Here is a 24,100-nt window from a genome sequence, read left to right as displayed (position 1 = left end):
CACTAGGCTGGTGAAGGGGCTGGGATGGCGTTGCATCGGCTCTACCAGGCCTCGGTACCCTTCCAACGGCAACCGAGCCACCACTGCGCCCGACAGGGCCAGAAAAGAAATTCAGCGAGGAGCGAACTGCGTGACCGCCGACACGTCCGTGCCTTCCAGCGCACTGCTGACCGGAGCAGACCGGGACGGCTCCAACTACACCGCGCGGCACCTGCTCGTCCTCGAAGGCCTCGAGGCCGTCCGCAAGCGCCCCGGCATGTATATCGGCTCCACCGACAGCCGGGGCCTCATGCACTGCCTCTGGGAGATCATCGACAATTCCGTCGATGAGGCCCTGGGCGGGTACTGCGACCACATCGAGGTGATCCTCCACGAGGACTCCTCCGTGGAGGTCCGCGACAACGGCCGCGGCATCCCCGTGGACATCGAGCCCAAGACGGGCCTCTCCGGCGTCGAGGTCGTCATGACCAAGCTGCACGCCGGCGGCAAGTTCGGCGGCGGGTCGTACGCGGCCTCCGGCGGCCTGCACGGCGTCGGCGCCTCCGTCGTCAACGCCCTCTCGGCGCGTCTGGACGTGGAGGTCGACCGGGGCAGCGCGACGCAGGCCATCAGCTTCCGCCGCGGCGTCCCCGGCATGTTCACCGAGCAGGGTCCCGACAGCCCCTTCGACCCCGCCAACGGCCTGCGCAAGGGCAAGCGGATCGCCAAGGGCAAGACGGGCACCCGGATCCGCTACTGGGCCGACCGGCAGATCTTCCTCAAGGACGCCAAGCTCACGCTGGACACGCTCTACCAGCGCGCCCGCCAGACGGCCTTCCTCGTGCCCGGCCTGACCATCGTGGTCCGTGACGAGCGGGCCCTGGAGGGGGCCGGCAAGACCGAGGAGACCTTCCGCTTCGACGGGGGCATCAGCGAGTTCTGCGAGTACCTCGCCCAGGACAAGGCGGCCTGCGACGTCCTGCGCCTGACCGGCACCGGCATCTTCAAGGAGACCGTCCCGGTCCTCGACGACCTCGGCCACATGACGCCCACCGAGGTCACCCGTGAGCTCGGTGTGGACATCGCCCTGCGCTGGGGCACGGGGTACGAGACGAACGTGAAGTCGTTCGTGAACATCATCGCCACCCCCAAGGGCGGCACCCACATCTCCGGCTTCGAGCGCTCGGTCACCAAGACCGTGAACGAGGTGCTGCGCTCCGCGAAGCTGCTGCGGGTCGCCGAGGACGACGTGGTCAAGGACGACGCGATGGAGGGCATGACGGCGGTCGTCACCGTCCGCCTTGCCGAGCCGCAGTTCGAGGGCCAGACCAAGGAGGTGCTCGGCACCTCGGCGGCCACCCGGATCGTCGCGGCCGTCGTCGCCAAGGAGCTCAAGGCCTTCCTGACCTCCACCAAGCGGGACGACAAGCAGCAGGCCCGCTCCGTGATGGAGAAGATCGTCGCGGCCGCCCGGACCCGGATCGCGGCCCGCCAGCACAAGGAGGCGCAGCGCCGCAAGACCGCGCTGGAGTCCTCCTCGCTGCCCGCCAAGCTGGCCGACTGCCGCAGCGACGACGTGGAGCGCAGCGAGCTCTTCATCGTCGAGGGGGACTCGGCGCTCGGTACGGCCAAGCTCGCCCGGAACTCCGAGTTCCAGGCGCTGCTGCCCATCCGGGGCAAGATCCTCAACGTCCAGAAGTCCTCGGTCTCGGACATGCTCAAGAACGCCGAGTGCGGGGCGATCATCCAGGTCATAGGAGCCGGCTCGGGCCGGACCTTCGACATCGACGCCGCCCGGTACGGGAAGATCGTCCTGCTCGTCGACGCCGATGTGGACGGCGCGCACATCCGCTGCCTGCTGCTCACGCTCTTCCAGCGCTACATGCGCCCGATGGTCGAGGCGGGCCGGGTCTTCGCGGCGGTGCCGCCGCTGCACCGGATCGAGCTCGTCCAGCCGAAGAAGGGCCAGGACAAGTACGTCTACACGTACTCGGACAACGAGCTGCGCCAGACCCTGCTGGAGTACCAGCGCAAGAACATCCGGTACAAGGACTCGATCCAGCGCTACAAGGGCCTCGGCGAGATGGATGCCGATCAGCTGGCGGAGACCACCATGGATCCCCGTTTCCGCACCCTGCGCCGGATCAACATCGGCGACCTGGACTCGGCCGAGTCGGTCTTCGACCTGCTCATGGGCAACGAGGTGGCTCCGCGCAAGGAGTTCATCACCAGCTCCGCCGCCACGCTGGACCGCTCGCGGATCGACGCCTGAGCGGACCCGGGGCCACCGGGGAACCCCCGGTGGCACTTCCGTGGCCCTGGCACACCCGTGCTCTTCGCTCCATCACCTGATGGAGTGAAGAGCGCCGGGACACCAGTCCGGAAACCGTCCCTCCCGCACATCCTTGTGGGCACGCGGCCACTGCGGCGGCGGACAAGGAGAGTTCGGTGGACAAGCACGAAGGTCGTGATGCCGGAACGATCCGGCTGGACGACCCCTGGTACGACGCGCTGGCCGTCGGTTGGGGCGAGGGCGAGGGGTCCGGCGGAGCGCCGGGCGGCGGAGCGGAAACGTCACCCCCGAGCTCCGGCCCCGGCGGCGCGCCCCCGCGCGCAGCGTCCGACATCTACCTCGAAGTGCAGCGCAGCGCCGCCTTCCAGGAGGTGCGCGGCCGCTACCGGAGGTTCGTCGTCCCCGCGACCATCGGCTTCTTCCTCTGGTACGTGGCCTACGTGATCGCCGCCACCACGGCGCCCGGCATGATGGCCCGGCCGGTGTTCGGGTCCGTCAACGTGGCCCTGCTCGCGGGCCTCGGCCAGTTCCTCAGCACCTTCCTGCTGACCTGGGCCTACGCCCGGCACGCCCGGCTGCGGCGCGACCGCGCGGCGCTGGACCTGCGCTGGACGGTCTTCGAGCAGGAGCAGGTCCGCCGGGCGGACGCCGGGGAGCGCACCCGTGCACGGGGGGCGGGCCGGTGACCACCGAGCACCAAACGCTGGCGCTGCTCCTGTTCAGCGTGTTCATCGCCGTCACCCTGGGCATCACCACCTGGGTGAGCCGCAACCGGCACGGTTCGGCGGAGGAGTTCTACGCGGGCGGTCGGCTGTTCTCGCCGATGGAGAACGGTTTCGCCATCGCGGGCGACTACATGTCCGCCGCCTCCTTCCTCGGCATCTCCGGCGTCATCGCCCTCTTCGGCTACGACGGCCTGCTGTACTCGGTGGGCTTCCTGGTCGCCTGGCTGGTCGTCCTGTTCCTCGTCGCCGAACTCGTCCGCAACTGCGGCCGGTTCACCCTCGCCGACGTGGTCGCCGCGCGGATGAGCGAGCGGCCGGTGCGGATCGCCGCCGGGACCTCGTCGGTGGTCGTCTCCGTGCTGTACCTCGTCGCGCAGATGGTCGGCGCCGGCAGCCTCGTGGGCCTGCTGCTCGCCGATTCGGGCCGGACCGCACGGACGCTGACCGTCATCGGGGTCGGCGCCCTCATGGTGATCTACGTGTCCTTCGGCGGCATGCGGGCCACCACCTGGATCCAGATCGTCAAGGCCGTGCTGCTGATGGGCGGCGCGATCACCCTGACGGTGCTCGTGCTGCTGCGCTTCCACGGGAACTTCGACCAGCTGCTCAGCAGCGCAGCCGAGCGCAGCGGGCACGGCGACCGGTTCCTGGGCCCCGGGCTCAAGTACGGCGGGGACTGGACGGCCCGCTTCGACTTCATGAGCCTCGGCCTCGCCCTGGTCCTGGGGACCGCCGGGCTGCCGCACATCCTGTCGCGCTTCTACACCGTGCCCACGGCGCGGGCGGCCCGCCGGTCGGTGGTGTGGGCGATCGGGCTGATCGGCGGCTTCTACCTGATGACCATCGTGCTGGGCTTCGGTGCGGCGGCGCTGCTTGGGCCGGAGCAGGTCAGGGCCTCCAACGCCTCGGGGAACACGGCGGTTCCGCTGCTCGCGGCCTTCCTGGGCGGCGGGGCCGACTCGACCGGCGGCGCGGTGCTGTTCGCCTTCGTGGCGGCCATCGCCTTCGCGACCATCCTCGCGGTGGTCGCGGGGATCACCCTCGCCTCGTCGGCCTCCGTCGCGCACGACCTGTACGCCTCGCTCAAGCGCCGCCACGCACGGCAGCGCAGCGAGGTGGCGGTGGCCAGGGTGGCGGCGGTCGGGATCGGGGCGGTGGCGATCGCTCTGGGTCTGCTCGCCCAGGACCTGAACGTGGCCTTCCTGGTGGGTCTGGCCTTCGCGGTGGCGGCCTCGGCGAACCTGCCGGTGCTCCTGTACTCGCTGTTCTGGCGCGGATTCACCACGCGGGGCGCCGTCTGGTCGGTGTACGGGGGGCTGCTCCCGGCCGTGCTGCTGGTGGCCCTGTCCCCGGTGGTCTCGGGCAGCCCCGAATCCCTGTTCCCGGGTGTGGACTTCCAGTTCTTCCCGCTCCAGAATCCGGGCCTCGTGTCCATCCCGCTGGGCTTTCTGGCCGGCTGGCTGGGCACCGTGACCTCCGCGGAGGAGCCGGACGAGCGGCGGTACGCCGAGACCGAGGTCCGCGCGCTGACCGGCGCGGGGGCGGTGTAGGCCGACGTGGCGGGGGAGCGGGAACGGCCGGCCGGTCCGCGTCAGCCCGTGGTGGGCGGGCGCCAGGCGTAGCGGTGTTCCGGGCGGCCCGTCTCGCCGTAGCGCAGGGCGAGGGTGACGCGGCCGGCGCGGTCGAGGAGTTTGAGGTATCGCTGGGCGGTCTGGCGGCTGATGCCCGCGCGGTCGGCGATCTGCTGGGTGGAGAGTGGGCCTTCGGCCGTGCGCAGGATCCCGCGGACCAGGTCCGCGGTGGTGGGGGAGTGCCCCTTGGGGAGGTCGCTCGGGGCGTCGGCGCCGGCCGCGGCGAGGGCGCCGAAGATCCGGTCCACCTCGGACTGTTCGGCCTCGCCGCCCGTGTCCAGGGTGCGGCGCAGGGCCCCGTAGGCCTCCAGACGGGTGCGCAGGCCCGCGAAGGTGAAGGGTTTGACCAGGTACTGGAGGGCGCCGAGGCGCATCGCGGCCTGGACGGTGGCCAGGTCGCGGGCGGCCGTCACCATGATCACGTCGGTGTGGTGGCCGCGCTCGCGCAGGCGGCGGACCAGGTCGAGGCCGTTCCCGTCGGGGAGGTAGTGGTCGAGGAGGATCAGGTCGACCGGGCGTGAGTCGAGGAGCGCCAGTGCCTCCGCCGCCGAGTGGGCCTGGGCCGACACGCGGAAGCCGGGGACCTTGGCCACGTAGGCCGCGTTGATCCGGGCAACCCGCACGTCGTCGTCCACGACCAGCACGTCGAACACGCCGGAATCACTCATCGCAGGGCCTCCGGGAGCACGACGGAGAATTCCGCCCCTCCGTCCGCCGCCTCGCCGGCCCGGACCGTGCCGCCCTGCCGCTCGGCCAGGCGCCGCACCAGGGCGAGGCCGAGCCCGCGTCCGCGGTGGGCGCCGACCGGGGGCAGTTTGGTCGACCAGCCCTCGGTGAAGATCTCCTCGCGGCGCGCCACCGGGACGCCGGGGCCGCTGTCGCGGACCAGCAGGACCGCCGTGCGGCCGTCCGCCCGGATGTCGACCTCGACCAGCGGTGCGGGAGAGCCCACTGCGGCGTCCAGCGCGTTGTCGACGAGGTTGCCGAGGATGGTGACCAGACCTCCCGGGTCGACGAGGTGGTCGGGCAGCAGGGCGGAATCGGCCAGCCGCAGGGGGACCCCGCGCTCCGCCGCGACCGTGGCCTTGCCCATCAGTAGGGCGGCCAGCAGCGGGTCGTGCACCTTCTCGGTGACCTGTTCGGCGGTGCTGCGGTGCACGCCGACCACCTCCGTGACGAACTCCACGGCCTCCTCGTACAGGCCCAGTTCCAGCAGGCCCAGGAGGGTGTGGAGCCGGTTGGCGTGCTCGTGGTCCTGGGCGCGCAGGGCGTCGATCAGGCCCTTGGTGGAGTCGAGCTCGCGGCCCAGGTGCTCCAGCTCGGTGCGGTCGCGCAGGGTGGCCACGGCTCCGCCGTCCTCGGTGGGCATCCGGTTGGCGACCAGGACCCGGCCGCCCTGGACCGTGAGCAGGTCGCGGCCGGTGACCCGGCCGGTGAGGACGTCGGTGGTGCGGCCCGCGCCGAGCAGCTCGTCCAGCGCGCGCCCCGCGACGGCACCGGCGGCCTCGGGCGCGAGGCCCAGCAGCCGGGCCGCCTCGTCGTTGACCAGCCGGACCCGGCCGGCCCGGTCGAGGGCGATCACGCCTTCGCGGATGGAGTGCAGCATCGCCTCGCGTTCGGCGAGCAGGCCGGCGATATCGGAGAAGGCCAGGTCGCGGGTCTGCCGGTGGATCCTGCGCGAGAGCAGGTAGGCGGCGAGGGCGCCCGCGGCCAGGGCGCCGCCCGCGTACGCGAGCAGGCCCGGGATGGCGCCCAGCAGGCGGCCCTGGACGCTGTCGTAGGCGATGCCGACCGAGACGGCGCCGACGATCTCGCCGTCGGCGGCGAGCAGGGGGACCTTGCCGCGCGCGGAGCGGCCCAGGGTGCCCTCGTCGATCTCCATGACCTCGCGGCCGGCCAGGACGTCGCCGGGGTCGGTGGAGACGTGCCGTCCGACGCGGTCGGGGCTCGGGTGCGAGCGGCGGATGCCGTCCAGGTCCAGGACCACCACGTACTCGGCGCCCGTGGCCGAGCGGATCCGCTCCGCCGAGGCCTGTACGGGGCTGTCCGGCGAGGGAGCCGAGCCGAGGAGGCCGGTGGCCAGCGAGGGGTCGGCGGCGGCGCTCTGGGCGATGGCCAGGGCGCGCCGCATGGCCTGGTCGTCGAGCTGCGCGCTCAGCGGGGCCAGGAAGAGGCCGGTGGCCAGGGCGAGGACCCCGGCGGCGATGGCCAGCTGGGTCAGCAGGATCTGGGAGGCGGCCCGTCTGGGCAGCCCGAGGCGCCGAGCGCTCGTGTGGAGGAACCGCAGGTACCGCATGAGTACGAACCGTAGGGCGGTTCGGACGTAAGCGGAATTTCTCCCCCTCACGCAAATGGCTTGCGTTATTTGCGCCCAGCTTGCGCAAGCGATGACGGCATAAAAGTGCGGTCGGAGATGTAGACGACTCGCCAAAGCTCTGCAACTCTCGCACCGCACGCTGCAAATTCCTATCTCCCATGGTTCAGAAAGTTCATGTCGAGGGACGAGGACATATGAGAAGGCACAACTGGAGATGGCGGACCCTGGCCGCCTTGATCAGCACGGCCCTGCTGATGCTGGGCTGGCCCGCTCTGACCGCCGTGGCCGCCGGCGGACCGAGCGTCTCGGCGGGCAGGCCCGCCACGGCGAGCAGCACCAACGGCGCCTACGCGGCCGGCAACGTCACCGACGGCAACCAGTCCTCGTACTGGGAGAGCGCCGGCAGCACCTTCCCGCAATGGGTGCAGACCGACCTCGGAGCCACCACCCGCGTCGACCAGGTGGTGCTCAAGCTCCCCGCCTCCTGGGAGAGCCGCAACCAGACCCTGTCCGTCCAGGGCAGCGCCGACGGCACCAGCTTCAGCACCCTGGTGAGCTCGGCGACGTACACCTTCGGCCAGGGCGCCGGAAACGTGGTCACCATCGGCTTCCCGGCCACCCAGGCCCGGTACGTGCGGATCGACATCACCGCCAACACCGGATGGCAGGCCGCCCAGCTCTCCGAGCTGGAGGTCCGTGCCCCCGGTGACTCCGGGACCAACCTGGCCCTCGGCAAGACCTTCACCGCGAGCAGCAACACCCAGGTCTACGTGCCGGGCAACGCCGGCGACGGCAACGCCGCCAGCTACTGGGAGAGCGTCAACAACGCCATGCCCCAGTGGCTCCAGGCCGACCTGGGCTCCTCCGTCCGCGTGGACCGCGTGGTCCTCAAGCTGCCCGAGAACTGGGGCGCCCGCACCCAGACCCTCAAGATCCAGGGCAGCGCCAACGGCACGGAGTACACCGACCTGACGGCGTCCAAGGGGTACGACTTCACCCCCGCCGGCGGCAACACGGTGAGCATCACCTTCGACGCCACGACCACCCGCTACGTACGGGTGTGGATAGCGTCCAACTCCGTACAGCCCGGCGGGCAGCTCTCCGAGCTGGAGGTCTACGGCCCGACGACCGGCGACACCCAGGCCCCGACGGCCCCGGCGGCGCTCGCCTACACCGAGCCCGCGACGGGCCAGATCAAGCTCACCTGGAACGCCGCCACCGACAACACCGGCGTCACCGGGTACGACGTCTACGCCAACAACCAGCTGCGCACCAGCGTCGCGGGCAACGTCACCACCTACACCGACACCCAGCCCGCCTCCGCGAGCGTGACCTACTACGTCCGGGCGAAGGACGCGGCCGGCAACCAGTCGGCGAACAGCAACACCGTCACCCGCGCCGGCGAAACCGGCGACACCCAGGCCCCGACCGCCCCGGGGGCCCTGGCCTTCACCGAGCCGGCCGCCGGCCAGATCAAGCTGGCCTGGCAGGCCTCCACCGACAACACCGGCGTCACCGGCTACGAGGTCTTCGCCAACAACGTGCTGCTCACCACGGTCGCGGGCAACGCCACCACCTACACGGACACGCAGCCGGCCACCGCCACCGTGAGCTACTTCGTCCGGGCCAAGGACGCGGCGGGCAACCGCTCCGGCGACAGCAACACCGTGACCCGCAACGGCAGCGGAGGCACGGGCGGCTCCAACCTGGCCGTCGGCAAGCCCATCGAGGGCTCCTCCGTGATCCACACCTTCGTCGCGGAGAACGCCAACGACAACAGCACCTCCACCTACTGGGAGGGCGCGGGCGGCGCCTACCCGAGCACGCTGACCGTGAAGCTCGGCTCCAACGCCGACGTCGACCGCCTGGTCCTCAAGCTCAACCCGGACAGCAGCTGGGGCACCCGCACCCAGAACATCCAGGTCCTCGGCCGCGAGCAGGGCGCCTCGGGCGTCACCGGCCTGGTGGCCGCCAAGGACTACGTCTTCAACCCGGCCTCCGGCTCCAACACCGTCACCATCCCGGTGAACGCCCGGATCGCGGACGTGCAGCTGCGCTTCACCTCCAACACCGGTTCCTCCAACGGCCAGATCGCGGAGTTCCAGGTCATCGGCGTCGCTGCGCCCAACCCGGACCTCCAGGTCACCGCGGTCGGCGCCAGCCCGGCCACCCCGGTCGAGTCGGACTCCGTCACCCTGTCCGCCACCGTCAAGAACAGCGGCCCGGCCGCGGCGGCGGCGACCTCCGTCTCGTTCCAGCTCGGCGGATCGAAGATCGCCTCCGCCACCGTGCCCGCGCTGGCCGCCGGCGCCACGGCCACCGTCACGGCCGGCATCGGCCCGCGGGACGCGGGCAGCTACCCGCTGAGCGCGATCGTCGACGAGGCGAACACGGTCATCGAGCAGAACGAGACCAACAACAGCCTCACCGGCTCCCCGCTGGTGGTCCGCCCGGTCGACAGCTCGGACCTGGTGGCCTCGTCCGTCGGGTGGTCGCCGAGCGCACCCTCCGCCGGCCAGTCCGTGGACTTCTCCGTCACGGTCAAGAATCAGGGCACCGTGGCCGCCGCCGCGGGCACCCACAACGTCACCCTCACCCTGCAGGACGCGGGCGGCGCCACCCTCCGTACCCTGACGGGATCCTTCAGCGGCGCGCTCGCGGCCGGCGCCTCCTCCGCGCCGATCGCGCTCGGCAACTGGACCGCGGCCAACGGCAAGTACACCGTCAAGGTGGTCCTCGCCGACGACGCCAACGAACTGCCGGTCAAGCGCGCCAACAACACCTCCACCAAGCCCTTCTTCGTGGGCCGCGGGGCGAACATGCCCTACGACACCTACGAGGCGGAGGACGGCGTGGTCGGCGGCGGCGCCAATGTCGTCGGCCCCAACCGGACCGTCGGTGACATCGCCGGCGAGGCCTCGGGCCGCAAGGCCGTGAACCTGGACGCGACGGGCGAGTACGTCGAGTTCACCACCCGGGCCGCGACCAACACCCTGGTCACCCGCTTCTCCATCCCGGACGCGCCGGGCGGCGGCGGCATCGACTCCACCATCAACGTCTACGTCAACGGCGTCCTGAAGAAGGCCCTGCCGCTGACCTCGAAGTACGCCTGGCTCTACGGGGCCGAGGCCGGCCCGGGCAACGCACCGAGCGCCGGAGCCCCGCGGCACATCTACGACGAGGCCAACATCCTCCTCGGCGAGACCGTCCCGCAGGGCAGCAAGATCCGCCTCCAGAAGGACGCGGCGAACACCACCACCTACGCGATCGACTTCGTGAGCCTGGAACAGGCCACGGTGATCCCCAACCCCGACCCGGCCACCTACACGGTGCCCGCCGGCTTCACCCACCAGGACGTGCAGAACGCCCTGGACAAGGTCCGCATGGACACCACGGGCAAGCTCGTGGGCGTCTACCTGCCGCCGGGCGACTACGACACGGCCAGCAAGTTCCAGGTGTACGGCAAGGCCGTGCAGGTCGTCGGAGCCGGACCGTGGTTCACCCGCTTCCACGCGCCGTCCTCGCAGGACAACACCGACAACGGCTGGCGCGCGGAGGGCACCGCGAAGGGCTCGTCCTTCACGGGCTTCGCCTACTTCGGCAACTACACCTCGCGCATCGACGGTCCGGGCAAGGTCTTCGACTTCTCCAACGTGACCGACATGACCATCGACAACATCTGGAACGAACACCAGGTGTGCCTCTACTGGGGCGCCAACACCGACCGGATCACGATCAAGAACTCGCGGATCCGCGACACCTTCGCCGACGGCATCAACATGACCAACGGCAGCACGGACAACCTCGTGACCAACATCGAGGCGCGCTCCACGGGTGACGACAGCTTCGCGCTGTTCTCCGCCATCGACGCGGGCGGCGCGGACATGAAGAACAACGTCTACGAGAACCTGAGCGCGATCCTCACCTGGCGCGCGGCCGGTGTCGCCGTCTACGGCGGCTTCAACAACACCTTCCGCAACATCTACATCGCCGACATCCTCGTCTACTCGGGCATCACGATCAGCTCGCTGGACTTCGGGTATCCGATGAACGGATTCGGGACCGACCCGACGCTCTTCGAGAACATCTCGATCGTCCGGGCCGGAGGCCATTTCTGGGGGGCGCAGACCTTCCCCGGAATCTGGATCTTCTCCGCTTCCAAGGTGTTCCAGGGAATCCGCATCAACAACGTGGACATCGTCGATCCGACGTACAGCGGAATCATGTTCCAGACGCAGTACATCGGGGGCCAGCCGGTCAATCCCATCAAGGACACCGTTCTGCGCGACATCACCATCACGGGGGCGAAGAAGAGCGGTGACGCCTTCGACGCCAAGTCCGGCTTCGGTCTCTGGGCCAACGAGATGCCCGAAGCGGGACAGGGGCCGACGGTCGGTGAGGTCACGTTCCACAACCTGCGGATGAGCGACAACGCCGTGGACGTGCGGAACACGACCTCGACGTTCAGGATCAACCAGCTGCCCTAGCGGGCGGCGTACGGCAGGGCACGAGGGCGGCGGGGCATCCCTTCGGGGTGCCCCGCCGCTCGCCGCCCCCGGGGCCCGGTGGGACCGGTGGGGTGCGGGGGGTTCCGCGCCGGTTTCCGATGGGCCAAACTGGCCGTAATCGAACTGCAAGGAACTTGCATTGTTTGCGCTACTCTTGCGCTCATGACGCGACGACTTGCTCAAGTGGCGAAGAAGGTGGGGGTCAGCGAGGCAACGGTCAGCCGGGTGCTCAACGGCAAGCCGGGCGTCTCTGAGACAACCCGCCAGTCCGTGCTCACCGCCCTGGACGTCCTCGGCTACGAGCGCCCCACCCAGCTGCGCGGCGAACGTGCCCGGCTGGTCGGCCTGGTCCTGCCGGAACTCCAGAACCCGATCTTCCCGGCCTTCGCCGAGGTGATCGGCGGCGCGCTGGCGCAGCAGGGGCTGACCCCCGTGCTCTGCACGCAGACGACCGGCGGGGTCTCCGAGGCCGACTACGTCGAGCTCCTGCTCCAGCAGCAGGTGTCCGGCGTCGTCTTCGCCGGCGGGCTCTTCGCGCAGGCCGACGCCCCGCACGAGCACTACCGGCTGCTCCACGACCGCAAGGTCCCGGTGGTGCTCATCAACGCCTCGATAGAGGACCTCGGCTTCCCGTGCGTCTCCTGCGACGACGCCGTCGCGGTCGAACAGGCCTGGCGCCACTTGGCCTCCCTCGGTCACGAGCGCATCGGCCTGGTGCTGGGCCCGCCCGACCACATCCCCTCCCTGCGCAAGCTCGTGGCCGCCCAGGCGGTCGCCGCGGCGGCCGGTACCGAGCTGCCCGCCGCGCACGTGGAGCGGGCGCTGTTCTCCCTGGAGGGCGGCCACGCGGCCACGTCGAGGCTGTTGGACCGCGGGGTGACCGGCATCATCTGCGCGAGCGACCCGCTGGCCCTGGGAGCCATCCGGGCCGCCCGCCGGCGCGGGCTGGACGTGCCCCGGGAGGTCTCCGTCGTCGGGTACGACGACTCGGCCTTCATGAACTGCACCGAGCCCCCGCTGACCACCGTCCGGCAGCCCATCGAGGCCATGGGGCGGGCTGCCGTGGAGCTGCTCACCGCCCAGATCCAGGGGGCCGCCGTACAGCCCGGCGAGCTGCTGTTCGAGCCCGAGCTCGTGGTGCGGGGCTCCACCGCGCAGGTGCCGCGCCCCCGTCCGGCGTAACCCCCCGCCGGGCTCAACCGAGTTCACCCCCGGCCACAGGGCCCCGAAACGTCCCGCTGACGTTTCGGGGCCCTGTTTTGCGTTCTTCGACGGAACCGTCCGGCACTCTGCTGCCAATCTCTTGCGAAATCTGCGCGAGATATTGCGTTCATCTGTAGGTGGTGGTTGAGTGTGCCGCGCTCGCCTCCTTACACGCCCCACGCCTCCTGCTCGATGCTCGAAGGGGACCACCGATGAGAACCAACATCCGCCGCACCACCGCGACCGCCCTCGTCTCGGCGCTCGCCGTCACCGCCCTCGCGGCCTGCGGCACGAGCAGCAGCGGGGACGACCCCAAGGGCCGGCCGTCCGGCGGTTCCACGGACGCCTCCGCGCCGCTCGACCCGAAGACCAAGGTCACCATCTCCATCGACTGCATGCCGCCGGCGGCCAAGGCCCCCGAGCTCAAGCAGTGGAAGGAGGACGTGGCGGAGTTCAACAAGACGTACCCGAACGTCACGATCGACGGCCGCTCCACCCCCGGCCAGTGCCTGGAGCCCCCGCGGTTCACGGCGATGCTCAAGGCCAAGTCGCAGCCGGACGTCTTCTACGCCTACTTCACCGATCTCAAGCAGGTCCTGGACAACGACGGCGCCGAGGACATCTCGGCCTACGTCAACGCCCAGTCGGTGCCGGCCTTCGGCGACATCGACAAGAACGTCATCAACACCCTCAAGCAGGACGGCAAGCTCTACGGGCTGCCCACCAGCAACTACACGATGGGCCTGCTGATCAACCGCAAGCTCTTCCAGCAGGCGGGCCTCAACCCCGACCAGCCCCCGCGCACCTGGGAAGAGGTCCGCGCGGCCGCCAAGAAGATCGCGGCGCTCGGCAACGGCACCGCCGGCTACGGCGAGTACAGCGTCGAGAACACCGGCGGCTGGCACTTCACGGCCGCCATGTACGGCCTGGGCGGAGACATCGTCGGAGCCGACGGCAAGGCCGCCTTCAACAACGCGACCGGCAAGCAGGTCGCGGACAACCTCAAGGCCATGCGCTGGGAAGACGACAGCATGGGCAAGACCCAGCTGCTCAAGTGGGGTGACCTGCAGAAGCAGATGGCCTCGGACAAGCTCGGCATGTTCCTCGCCGCGCCCGACGACATCTCGTACATGGTCCAGCAGCTCTCCGGCAAGTACGAGAACTTCGGCATGGGCCCCATCCCCGGCGGCGCTGCGACACTGGCCGGCGGCAACGGCTACATGATCAAGAAGGGCAGCTCGCCCGACAAGGTCAAGGCCGCCATCGCCTGGCTGAACTTCAAGACGCTGGCGGTCGGCAAGGGGCAGTTCCAGTACGACCGCTCCAAGACCGACGGCCTGCCGGTCGGGCTTCCGCAGCCCGCCTTCTTCACTGGCGCCAGCAAGGCCAAGGACGACGAGCTGAAGGCCGCCAGCGCCACCATGCCGGTCGCCAACTTCAAGTCCTTCCTGGACAACCCGGTGGCCGGCAAGGCCGAGCCGGCGAAGGCCCAGGAGGTCTACAAGGTCCTCGACAAGGTGATGTCGGCGGTCCTGACCAACAAGGACGCCGACACGGCGCAGCTCCTCGCGGAGGCCGAGAAGGCCGTCAACCAGGTGCTGGCCAACCAGTAGCGGTCCCGGCCGGGGAGGTCCGGGCTGCCTCCCCGGCCCGGACCCGCCCGCAGGCCCCGTACCCCGCAAGAAATCGACGGCGACGACCCACCAAGGAGCGAGCGGCGATGTCGGCTCCCACCCTGCCCGGTACCTCTCGCGAGGAGTTCCTCCGGGCGTTCAAGCGGAACCTCTCGGCCCACGGCTTTCTGATCGGCGCCGTCCTCTGCTTCTCCTTCTTCTCCTGGTACCCGATGGTCCGGGAGTTCCTGCTGGCCTTCCAGAAGACCGAGGGCGGAGCCGTCCACTGGGTCGGCTGGGACAATTTCCGCTACGTCTTCAACGACCCGGCGTTCTGGCAGGCCTGGCGCAACACCCTGCTCTTCAGCGGGCTCGCGCTGGTCCTCGGCTTCGCCGTCCCGTTCGTGGTCTCGATCGTGCTCAACGAATTCCGGCACGCGCAGGGTTACTTGCGCCTGCTGGTGTACCTCCCGGTGATGATGCCGCCGGTGGCCTCGGTCCTGCTCTTCAAGTACTTCTACGACCCCGGTTACGGGGTCTTCAACAGAATTCTGGAATTCCTGCACCTGCCGGCGCAAGACTGGCTGCAATCCACCGATACCGCGATGGTCTCCGTGGTCATCGCTTCCACGTGGATGAACATGGGCGGCGCGACCCTGATCTATCTGGCGGCCCTCCAGGGAATCCCCGGGGAGCTCTACGAGGCGGCGGAGCTCGACGGGGCCGGGGTGCTGCGCAAGATCTGGCACGTCACGATCCCGCAGACCAAGCTCATCCTCTCGCTGATGCTGCTCATGCAGGTCATCGCGACGATGCAGGTGTTCGTCGAACCGTTCATGCTCACGGGCGGTGCCGGCCCCGAGGGATCGACCACCACCGTCGTCGTCCTCATCTACCAGTACGCCTTCAGTTTCAACCAGTACGGCGGCGCCGCGGCCCTGGGCCTGTGCCTGCTCGTCCTGCTCGCCGGCTTCTCCGCCGTGTACGTCCGGCTGAGCCGCGACAACGAGAACTGACGGGAGCACCTCACATGTCAGAGCGCACGCTCATATCGCCGGCCCAACTCGGCCGCACCCGGGGCAAGGTCGCCTACTGGGCCGTCCTGGCCGTGGTCGTGATCGGCTTCACGGTCGTCTTCCTCGGGCCCCTCTACTGGATGGTCGCGGGCGGCCTCAAGAGCACCGCGGAGTTCACCCAGGTCCCGCCGACCGTGGTGCCGGGCTCCCTGCACACCGAGAACTACTCGGCGGCCTGGAAGGTCATGGACCTCGCCAAGCTGCTGTTCAACACCCTCTACTACGCCTTCGGCGCCCTGGCCTTCCAGCTCGTCCTCGACGTGGCCGCCGCCTACTCGCTGTCCAAGCTCCGCCCGGTCTTCGGCAAGGCGGTCCTCGGCATGATGCTGGCGACCCTGATGATCCCGGCCACCGTCCTCGTCGTTCCGCAGTACCTCACGGTCCTGGACATGCCTCTCATCGAGCGGAACCTGCTCAACACGCCCTGGGTGATCTGGCTGCCCTCGGTCACGAACGCCTTCAACATCTTCCTTCTGAAACGATTCTTCGACTCCATCCCCGGCGAGATCCTCGATGCCGCCGCCATCGACGGAGCCTCCGCCCTGCGCACCCTGCGCTCCGTGGTCCTGCCGATGTCCCGTCCCGTCCTCGGCGTCGTGTCGATCTTCGCCGTCGTCGGGGTCTGGAAAGACTTCCTCTGGCCCATGCTCACCCTCCCCGACCCGGCCCTGCAGACGCTCAACGTCGGCATCTACTCACTCGCCAGGGGAGTGCCCGAGAACCATCTCGTCGCCGCACTCGCGATGGCCTCGGCGCCCACGCTCATCATCTTCCTGATCTTCCAGCGCAACATCATGAGCGGCCTGACGGCAGGCTCCCTCAAGGGGTGAGCACCACCCCGCTCCGCCGCCGTGCCCGGTCGCCCCCCGTGAAAAGACCGCTGTGAAAAGAACGCCGTGAAAGGACCCCTCCGTGGCTGACTTTCCCCTGCCCGAAAACGCCGCCGACTGGTGGCGCTCGGCCGCCATCTACCAGGTGTACGTACGGAGCTTCGCCGACGGCGACGGGGACGGCACCGGTGACCTGGTGGGCGTCCGGGCACACCTCCCCTACCTCGCCGAACTGGGCGTGGACGCCCTGTGGTTCACCCCCTGGTACCTTTCCCCGCTCGCCGACGGCGGCTACGACGTCGCCGACTACCGCACCATCGACCCCGCCTTCGGCACCCTCGCCGAAGCCGAGAAGCTCATCGCGGAGGCCCGTGAGCTGGGCATCCGCACCATTGTCGACATCGTTCCGAACCACGTGTCCGACCAGCACGCCTGGTTCAAGGCCGCCCTCGCCGCCGGCCCCGGCAGCCCCGAGCGGGAGCTCTTCCACTTCCGGCCGGGCCGCGGAGAGAACGGCGAACTGCCGCCGGGGGACTGGCCCTCGCAGTTCAACGGAGCGGCCACCTGGACGCAGGTACCGGACGGGGAGTGGTACCTGCACCTCTTCACCCCCGAGCAGCCCGACCTCAACTGGGACCACCCCGCCGTCCGCCGGGAACACGAAGAAGTCCTGCGGTTCTGGTTCGAGCGGGGAGTGTCCGGCGTACGGATCGACTCCGCGGCCCTGCTCGCCAAGGACCCGGCCCTGCCCGACCTGGCCGGCCGCCCGCCCGAGCCCTGGCCCGGTGAGGTCCACCCGTACATCGACCGCGACGACCTGCACACCATCTACCGCTCGTGGCGGGCCATCGCCGACGAGTACGGGGCCATCTTCGTCGGCGAGGTCTGGCTGCCGGACTCCGAGCGCTTCGCCCGCTACCTGCGCCCCGACGAGCTGCACACCGCCTTCAACTTCTCCTTCCTCAGCTGCCCGTGGGACGCCGCCCGGCTGCACACCTCCATCGAAGAGACCCTCGCCGAGCACGCCCCCGTCGGAGCCCCCGCGACCTGGGTGCTGTGCAACCACGACGTGACCCGTACGGTCACCCGCTACGGGCGCGCCGACACCTGTTTCGACTTCGCCACCAAAGCCTTCGGGACCCCCGCCGACCTGGAGCTGGGCACCCGGCGGGCCCGCGCCGCCGCGCTGCTGACCCTCGCCCTGCCCGGCGCCGTCTACGTGTACCAGGGCGAGGAACTGGGGCTTCCGGAGGCGGACATCCCGCTCGGCCGGATCCAGGACCCCATGCACTTCCGGTCCGGTGGCACCGACCCGGGACGGGACGGGTGCAGGGTCCCGCTGCCGTGGACCGCCGAGCCCTGGAGCGAGCCCTGGCTGCCCCAGCCGGAGAACTGGCCGCAGTACGCCGCGGACCGGCAGGACGGGGACCCGGCCTCGATGCTCACCCTCTACCGAACGGCCCTGGGCCTGCGCCGCGCCGCGGCCGGCTTCGGCGGCGGATCCCTGGACTGGCTGCCCGCGCCGGCCGGGGTGCTCGCCTTCAGCCGCCCCGACGGACTGGTCTGCGTGGCCAACCTGTCCCCGGAGCCGGTCCCGCTGCCGGCCCACACGAGCCTCCTGCTGAGCAGCTCCGCCCTGGATGCGGACGGGCTGCTCGGGCAGGACACGGCGGTCTGGCTGCGGACCTGACGCCGCGGCCGGACCGCCGGAACCATCCCTTGCCGGGCCACGGCCCGTAGCCCCCGTAGAGCCGCCCGTGCACACCCCCGTACCGCATGGAGAGGTCCCACCGCCTTGAGCGCAGCAGCACGTATCGCAGCACGCGGGAGGCCGGTGAACGCGCTGCTCGCCGCGCTGGCCGCGACCGCCGTCCTCGGGGCGGCCGCCGCCCTGCCGCTGGTGGCGGCCCCCACCGCGACGGCCGCCGCGGCCGTCCTGTCCCCGCTGGACGTCCAGGGGCGCGGGGCCACGGTGCCCTTCACCGAGCAGGAGGCGGAGCGGGCGGCCACCAGCGGATCGGTGATCGGGCCCGACCGGACCTACACGACCCTGCCCGCCGAGGCCTCCGGGCGCAGCGCCGTACGCCTGGACGCGGCGGGGGAGTATGTCGAGTTCACGCTGGCCAAACCCGCGAACGCGATGAGCGTGCGCTATTCCGTACCGGACAACGCGGCCGGTACGGGGATCAGCGCACCCGTGGAGCTGAAGCTCGACGGGACCAAACTGAAGGACCTGGACTTCACCTCCGAGTACAGCTGGTTCTACGGCAGCTATCCCTTCATCAACCAGCCGAGCGGCGACAAGCCGCACCACTTCTACGAGGAGACCCGCACGCTCTTCGGGAAGACCCTCCCGGCGGGCTCCAAGGTCCGCCTCACCCTGGCCTCGCTCGGCGCCACCCCGTGGGCGGTCGTGGACCTCGCCGACTTCGAGGAGGTCGCGCCGCCCGGGACGCGGCCGGCCGGTTCGCTGTCGGTGACCGATTTCGGGGCCGATCCGAACGGCTCCGCCGACTCCACGGCCGCCTTCCAGCAGGCGGTGGACGCGGGCGCGGCGCAGGCCAAGGAAGTGTGGATCCCGCAGGGCACCTTCAAGCTCACCGATCACGTGGTGGTGGACAAGGTGACACTGCGCGGGGCCGGACCCTGGTACTCCGTGCTCACCGGGCGCCACCCCACCGACCGCAGCCGCGCGGCCGGGATCTACGGAAAGTACGTACAGGGCGGCGGCTACGGCGGGCAGATCCGCCCGCACGAGAGCGGCGGGCCGAGCCGAAACGTCACGCTGAAGGACTTCGCGATCATCGGCGAGATAGCCGACCGCATCGACGACGACCAGGTCAACGCCATCGGCGGGGCGATGAGCGACTCCGTCGTCGACAACGTGTGGATGCAGCGGACCAAGGTCGGGGCCTGGATGGACGGCCCGATGGACAACTTCCACATCAGGAACAGCCGGATCCTCGACCAGACGGCGGACGGGGTGAACTTCCACTGGGGCGTCACCCGCTCCTCCGTCGAGAACACCTTCCTGCGCAACCTGGGCGACGACGGCCTCGCCATGTGGGCGGACACCAAGAACAACGTCGCCAACTCCTTCAGCCACAACACCGTCGTCCTGCCGATCCTCGCCAACAACATCGCGATCTACGGCGGCAAGGACATCAGCGTCACCGACAACGTGGCCGCCGAGACCCTGTCCAACGGCGGCGGCCTGCACGTCGGCAACCGCTACCCCGGGGTCACCCCGGGCCAGGGGACGGACGTCTCGGGCACCTTCACCCTGGCCCGCAACACCCTGATCCGGACGGGGAACACCGACTACGGGTGGAACTTCCCGATCGGCGCCGTGTGGTTCGACAGCCGGGCGAGCTCCATCGACAAGGCCGCGATCAACGTGACCGACAGCGACATCCTGGACAGCTCCTACGCCGCCGTCCACTTCGTGTCCGGCACCACGAAGGGCGTGCACTTCGACAACGTCACCATCGACAAGACGGGGACGTTCGCGCTCCAGTTCAACGACCCGGCCGAACTGTCCATGACCAACGTCAGGGCCACCCGGATCGGCTTCACCGAGCCGGTCTACAGCTGCCTGGGCGCGCAGCTGAAGCTGACGCAGGGCAGTGGGAACTCCGGCTGGAACACCAAGCTGCCGAACACCTACTGCGGGCCGTTCCCGCCGGCGACCGACCAGCCGGGACCGGAACCGACGCCTTCGCCTACGCCGACCTCGACTCCTACGCCGACCTCGACTCCTACGCCGACCCCTACGCCGATTCCGGACCCCACCCCGACTCCGGACCCCACCCGCAACCTGGCCCTGGGCCGGCCCGTCGCCGAGTCCTCGCACACCCAGGGCTATGACGCGGCCAAGGCCGTCGACGGCGACCCGAACAGCTACTGGGAGAGCCTCAACAGCGCCTTCCCGCAGTCGCTCACGGTCGACCTCGGCGCCGCCACCCAGGTCGGCCGGCTGGTCCTGAAGCTGCCGCCGCCGGCCGCCTGGGGGGCCAGGACCCAGACCCTGTCCGTCCTCGGCAGCTCCGACGGCTCGGGCTTCACCACGCTCGTCGGCCCCCAGGGCCACGTCTTCGACCCGGCGAGCGGGAACAAGGTGACCATCACCCTCCCGCCCGGTACGAACCTGCGCCACCTGCGGCTGGCCTTCACCGGCAACACCGGCTGGCCGGCCGGGCAGCTCGGCGAGTTCGAGGTCTACGCCGGCTGAGCCCGGGGCGCCCCTCCCCGGACGCCTCCCCGCACCCCGCCCGTCACGGCAACGGCTGTGGCGGGCGGGGGCCGTGGTACTGCCCGCTCGGTCGCATCCGCAGCGGGCGCTCCTCGTACTCCTCCAGCGCGTGCGCGATCCACCCGGCCGTGCGGGCCACCGCGAAGACGGTCTCCCCGGCCTCCGGGGCCATCCCGCAGGACACCGTCAGCACCGCCAGCGCCAGGTCCACGTTGGGGTACAGGCCGTCGCCGTGCCGGGCCATCACCCCGGCCACCTCGCGCGCCGCGCCCAGCGCCGGAGCGGCCTGCGCCAGCGGCTCCAGGCGTGCGAACAGCGCCGTCGCCCGCGGGTCCTGGCCCTCGTACAGCCGGTGTCCGAGCCCGGGCACCCGGCGTCCGGCCCGCAGGTACTCCGCCACCACGGGGGCCGCGCCGCCCCGCTCCAGCACCTCCACCAGCATCTGGTGCGCGAGCCGCCCGGCCGCACCGTGCAGGGGGCCTTCGAGCGCGCCGAGTCCGGCCGAGACCACCGCGTACGGATGCGCGCGCGCCGACGCGGCCACCCGTACGGCCAGGGTCGAGGCGGCCAGATCGTGGTCGGTCAGCAGGGCCAGGGCCAGGTCCAGCACGGCCAGCGCGTCCGGATCGGGGTCCAGGGCGGAGAGCCGGGGCCACAGCTGCCGGGAGAGGCGGCCGTCCCCGCCCCACTGCGCCGGGCCCACCTCGGGCAGGGCGCCGACCAGGGTGGGGATCAGAGAGCGCGCGGAGCCCAGTACCGACGGCCCGGACAGGTCGAAGCGCAGCGGGTCCGCGACCGCCGCGGCGGCGACGGCCACGCGCAGCCGGTCGATCGGACCGCTGTGCTCGGGCAGCGCGGCGACCGCCCGCCGGGCCGCTGCGAGGGACTCCGGGGGAGCGGTGAACCGGGCCCCGCGCACCAGGGTCCCCGTCCAGAGCCACTCGGCGACCTCCTCGTAGCGGTACCGCGAGGCCAGTTCCACGGCGTCCACGCCGCGGAAGTAGTAGCGGTCGGCCTCGATGAGGGTGAGCGCGGTGCGTACGGAGAGCTCCCCGGCGGAGGCGGCGGAACCGGAGGGCCCCGCCGCCTCGCGCCGACTGCGCCGGGCCAGGGCCTCCACCTCGCGGGCGTCGAAGCTGCTGCCGCGTCCGACCGGGTCGCGGCGGCTCGTGAGCTGGCCGCGGCTGACGTACGCGTACACGGTCGCGGGCTTCACCCCCAGCAGCCGGGCCGCCTCCTGGGTGCCGATCCTTCGCTCACCGGACTCGCGTCCACCCGACTCGTCGTTCATGACGCACACCCTACATAGATTGATCAGATCAATATTGACAGTGATTGAGTCCATCGTGGATGGTCGATCCATGAACACCACCACAGCACCTGCCGAAATCCCCCGCGGACTCGCGGGAGTCGTGGTCACCGAGACCCGGCTCGGTGACGTCCGAGGCCGTGAGGGCTTCTACCACTACCGCCAGTACTCGGCCGTCGAGCTCGCCGGGAGCCGCACCTTCGAGGACGTCTGGCACCTGATGTTCCGCGGCGCCCTGCCGGCCGACGCCGCCGAGCGGGCCGCCTTCGCGGCCGAGGTCGCCCCGCTGCGCAGGCTCCCCGCCGAGGTGCGGGACGCCCTGCCCGCCCTGGCCCGCGCCACCGCCCTGTCCGGCCCGCTCGCCGGACTGCGCACGGCGCTCTCCCTGCTCGGCGCCTGCGCCGGCTTCCGCCCGGTCTACGACCTGACCCCCGAACGCCGGGCCGCCGACGCGCTGGCCGCCTGCGCCGCCGTACCGACCCTGCTCACCGCCCTGTACCGGCTCGGCCAGGGGCTGGAGCCGGTGGAACCGCGCGACGACCTCCCGTACGCGGCGAACTACCTCTACATGCTGACCGGACGGGAACCCGAGCCGGTCAGGGCCCGCGCGGTCGAGCGGTACCTGATCTCCACGATCGACCACGGCTTCAACGCCTCCACCTTCACCGCCCGCGTGATCGCCTCCACCGGCGCCGACGTCGCGGCCTGCCTCACCGGGGCGATCGGCGCGCTCTCCGGCCCCCTGCACGGCGGCGCCCCCAGCCGGGCCCTGGACACCCTGGACGCCATCGGCACGGCCGACCGGATCGACCCGTGGATCCGCGAGCGGGTCCTCGCGGGCGACCGGATCATGGGCTTCGGCCACCCCGTCTACCGCACCGAGGACCCGCGCTCACGGATGCTGCGCGGGATCGCCCTGCAGTTCGGCGGCCCGCTCGTGGACTTCGCCGTGGAGGTCGAGCGGCACGTCGAGGAGATCCTCGCCGAGCTCAAGCCGGGCCGGGAACTGCACACCAACGTGGAGTTCTACGCGGGCGTGGTCATGGAGCTGTGCGGGCTGCCGCGCGAGATGTTCACCCCGACCTTCTGCGCCGCCCGCGTGGTCGGCTGGAGCGCGAACGTCCTGGAGCAGGCCGCCGACTCGAAGATCATCCGACCGGCCGCCCGCTACACCGGGCCGACCCCGCCGCGGCCGGTCCCCGCCCTCGGCTGACGCTGGCTACGATCGACCGGGTGAACAGCATCCCCGTCATCGTCCTCGCCGGCTTCCTCGGATCCGGCAAGACGACCGTCCTCAACCACCTCCTCGGCAACCGGGGCGGCACCCGGATCGGGGTCGTCGTCAACGACTTCGGCTCCATCGAGGTCGACGCGATGTCGGTGGCCGGCCAGGTCGGCGACTCGATGGTCTCCCTCGGCGGCGGCTGCCTGTGCTGCGCGGTCGACGGCAGCGAGCTGGACGCGTACCTGGAGAAGCTCGCCGACCCCGTCCACCGCATCGACGTGATCGTCATCGAGGCGAGCGGGCTGGCGGAGCCGCAGGAGATGGTCCGGATGCTCGTCGCCAACGAGAATCCGGCGGTCCGCTACGGCGGCATGGTGCAGATCGTCGACGCGGCGGAGTTCGACGCGACCCGGGACAAGCACCCCGAGACCGACCGGCACCTGGCCGTCGCCGACCTGGTGGTGCTCAACAAGACCGACCGGATCGACGCCGCCGAACGCACCCGGATCGAGGGCGCGCTCGGCGCGCTCTGCGCACCGGGCATCCCGGTCGTCGGCGCGGACCACGGGCGGATCGACCCGGAACTGCTCTTCGACCGCCGCCCGTGGACCGAGACGCGCGGCCAGCTGTCCTTCGAGGACCTGCTGGCCCAGGCGCACGACCACGACCACGACCACGAGATGGATCACGCGCAGCACGTCCACGCCGCCTACGCGAGCACGGAGTTCGTGTCCGAGCAGGCCCTCGGCCCGCGCAGGTTCATCGAGTTCCTCGACCGCCGCCCGGCCGGCCTCTACCGGATCAAGGGTTCGGTCTACTTCGGCGTACCCGGCCACGAGGAGCGCTACGAGGTCCAGGCCGTCGGCCGCTTCCTCCGCTTCGCCCCGCACCCCTGGAGCCGGGGCGAACCGCGCCTGACGCAGCTCGTCCTGATCGGCTCGGGCACCGACGGCCCCGCCCTGCTCCGCGAGCTGGAGGCCTGCCGCGAACCGGAGCCGTGGCACGCGCCCCCGGAGAGCATGTGGGGCGTCCTGCGCTACGTGGACCGCCCGGCGCAGCCGGAGCCGGCCTTCGACCCGGACCCGGCCGAGCCGGCCGATCCCGATCCCGAAGACTTCTAGGCGCAGCCCGGTGCGGAA

General features: G+C 70.8%; 15 protein-coding genes. 12 read left to right on the top strand and 3 right to left on the bottom strand.

The window, feature by feature from the left end:
- Positions 1–130 precede the first annotated feature (130 nt).
- From ACODT5_RS13550 to ACODT5_RS13540, 3 genes are all read left to right on the top strand, one after another.
- Positions 131–2,251 carry a DNA gyrase/topoisomerase IV subunit B gene (locus tag ACODT5_RS13550; RefSeq protein ID WP_422519416.1) on the top strand — a complete coding sequence of 707 codons (2,121 nt, stop codon included), beginning with the start codon at positions 131–133 and terminating at the stop codon, positions 2,249–2,251.
- Positions 2,252–2,427: 176 nt separating this feature from the next.
- Positions 2,428–2,958, top strand: coding sequence for a DUF485 domain-containing protein (locus tag ACODT5_RS13545; protein WP_422519415.1), 531 nt, complete (start codon positions 2,428–2,430; stop codon positions 2,956–2,958).
- Positions 2,955–4,547, top strand: coding sequence for a solute symporter family protein (locus ACODT5_RS13540; RefSeq protein ID WP_422519414.1), 1,593 nt, complete (start codon positions 2,955–2,957; stop codon positions 4,545–4,547). Before ACODT5_RS13545 ends, ACODT5_RS13540 begins: the two co-directional genes overlap by 4 nt.
- Positions 4,548–4,588: 41 nt before the next feature.
- Here ACODT5_RS13540 and ACODT5_RS13535 read toward each other — a convergent pair whose 3' ends face one another.
- Both ACODT5_RS13535 and ACODT5_RS13530 read right to left on the bottom strand, forming a co-directional pair.
- On the bottom strand, positions 4,589–5,296 hold the full coding sequence (locus tag ACODT5_RS13535) for a DUF7342 family protein (protein ID WP_422519413.1): 708 nt from the start codon (positions 5,294–5,296) through the stop codon (positions 4,589–4,591).
- Positions 5,293–6,924 carry a sensor histidine kinase gene (locus ACODT5_RS13530; protein WP_422519412.1) on the bottom strand — a complete coding sequence of 544 codons (1,632 nt, stop codon included), beginning with the start codon at positions 6,922–6,924 and terminating at the stop codon, positions 5,293–5,295. The genes ACODT5_RS13535 and ACODT5_RS13530 overlap by 4 nt, the downstream gene beginning before the upstream one ends.
- A gap of 215 nt (positions 6,925–7,139) precedes the next feature.
- On the opposite strand from ACODT5_RS13530, the gene ACODT5_RS13525 reads away from it, so the two are divergent.
- The 7 genes from ACODT5_RS13525 to ACODT5_RS13495 all read left to right on the top strand — a co-directional run bounded on the left by ACODT5_RS13525 (position 7,140) and on the right by ACODT5_RS13495 (position 20,406).
- On the top strand, positions 7,140–11,432 hold the full coding sequence (locus ACODT5_RS13525) for a galactose-binding domain-containing protein (protein ID WP_422519411.1): 4,293 nt from the start codon (positions 7,140–7,142) through the stop codon (positions 11,430–11,432).
- Positions 11,433–11,615: 183 nt separating this feature from the next.
- Positions 11,616–12,635 carry a LacI family DNA-binding transcriptional regulator gene (locus ACODT5_RS13520; protein WP_385369451.1) on the top strand — a complete coding sequence of 340 codons (1,020 nt, stop codon included), beginning with the start codon at positions 11,616–11,618 and terminating at the stop codon, positions 12,633–12,635.
- A gap of 233 nt (positions 12,636–12,868) precedes the next feature.
- Positions 12,869–14,269 (top strand): ABC transporter substrate-binding protein, encoded by a 1,401-nt coding sequence (locus ACODT5_RS13515; RefSeq protein ID WP_422519410.1) that lies wholly within the window; start codon positions 12,869–12,871, stop codon positions 14,267–14,269.
- 107 nt (positions 14,270–14,376) lie between these two features.
- Positions 14,377–15,285: a carbohydrate ABC transporter permease gene (locus tag ACODT5_RS13510; RefSeq protein ID WP_385369447.1), complete on the top strand. Its 909-nt coding sequence runs from the start codon at positions 14,377–14,379 to the stop codon at positions 15,283–15,285.
- Positions 15,286–15,299: 14 nt separating this feature from the next.
- A complete protein-coding gene (locus ACODT5_RS13505) occupies positions 15,300–16,175 on the top strand; it encodes a carbohydrate ABC transporter permease (RefSeq protein WP_422519409.1) in 876 nt (291 codons plus the stop codon).
- 82 nt (positions 16,176–16,257) lie between these two features.
- A complete protein-coding gene (locus ACODT5_RS13500) occupies positions 16,258–17,865 on the top strand; it encodes a glycoside hydrolase family 13 protein (RefSeq protein WP_422519408.1) in 1,608 nt (535 codons plus the stop codon).
- A 144-nt stretch (positions 17,866–18,009) separates the two neighbouring features.
- Entirely contained in the window at positions 18,010–20,406 is a 2,397-nt protein-coding gene (locus ACODT5_RS13495) for a discoidin domain-containing protein (protein ID WP_422519407.1), read from the top strand.
- 43 nt (positions 20,407–20,449) lie between these two features.
- On the opposite strand, the gene ACODT5_RS13490 is transcribed toward ACODT5_RS13495, so the two are convergent.
- The gene (locus ACODT5_RS13490; RefSeq protein ID WP_422519406.1) at positions 20,450–21,718 is read right to left on the bottom strand and encodes a citrate synthase; all 1,269 of its coding nucleotides are present in this window, start codon (positions 21,716–21,718) and stop codon (positions 20,450–20,452) included.
- 70 nt (positions 21,719–21,788) lie between these two features.
- Between ACODT5_RS13490 and ACODT5_RS13485 the strand changes: the two genes are divergently transcribed.
- Complete coding sequence (locus ACODT5_RS13485; RefSeq protein ID WP_422519405.1) at positions 21,789–22,949, top strand: citrate synthase; 1,161 nt, start codon at positions 21,789–21,791, stop codon at positions 22,947–22,949.
- A 20-nt stretch (positions 22,950–22,969) separates the two neighbouring features.
- Positions 22,970–24,082 (top strand): CobW family GTP-binding protein, encoded by a 1,113-nt coding sequence (locus tag ACODT5_RS13480; protein WP_422519404.1) that lies wholly within the window; start codon positions 22,970–22,972, stop codon positions 24,080–24,082.
- Positions 24,083–24,100 lie beyond the last annotated feature (18 nt).

The sequence above is a fragment of the Streptomyces tatrensis genome (assembly GCF_049310065.1).
Taxonomy (GTDB): Bacteria; Actinomycetota; Actinomycetes; order Streptomycetales; family Streptomycetaceae; genus Streptomyces.
This window is presented reverse-complemented; position numbering and strand designations above follow the sequence as displayed.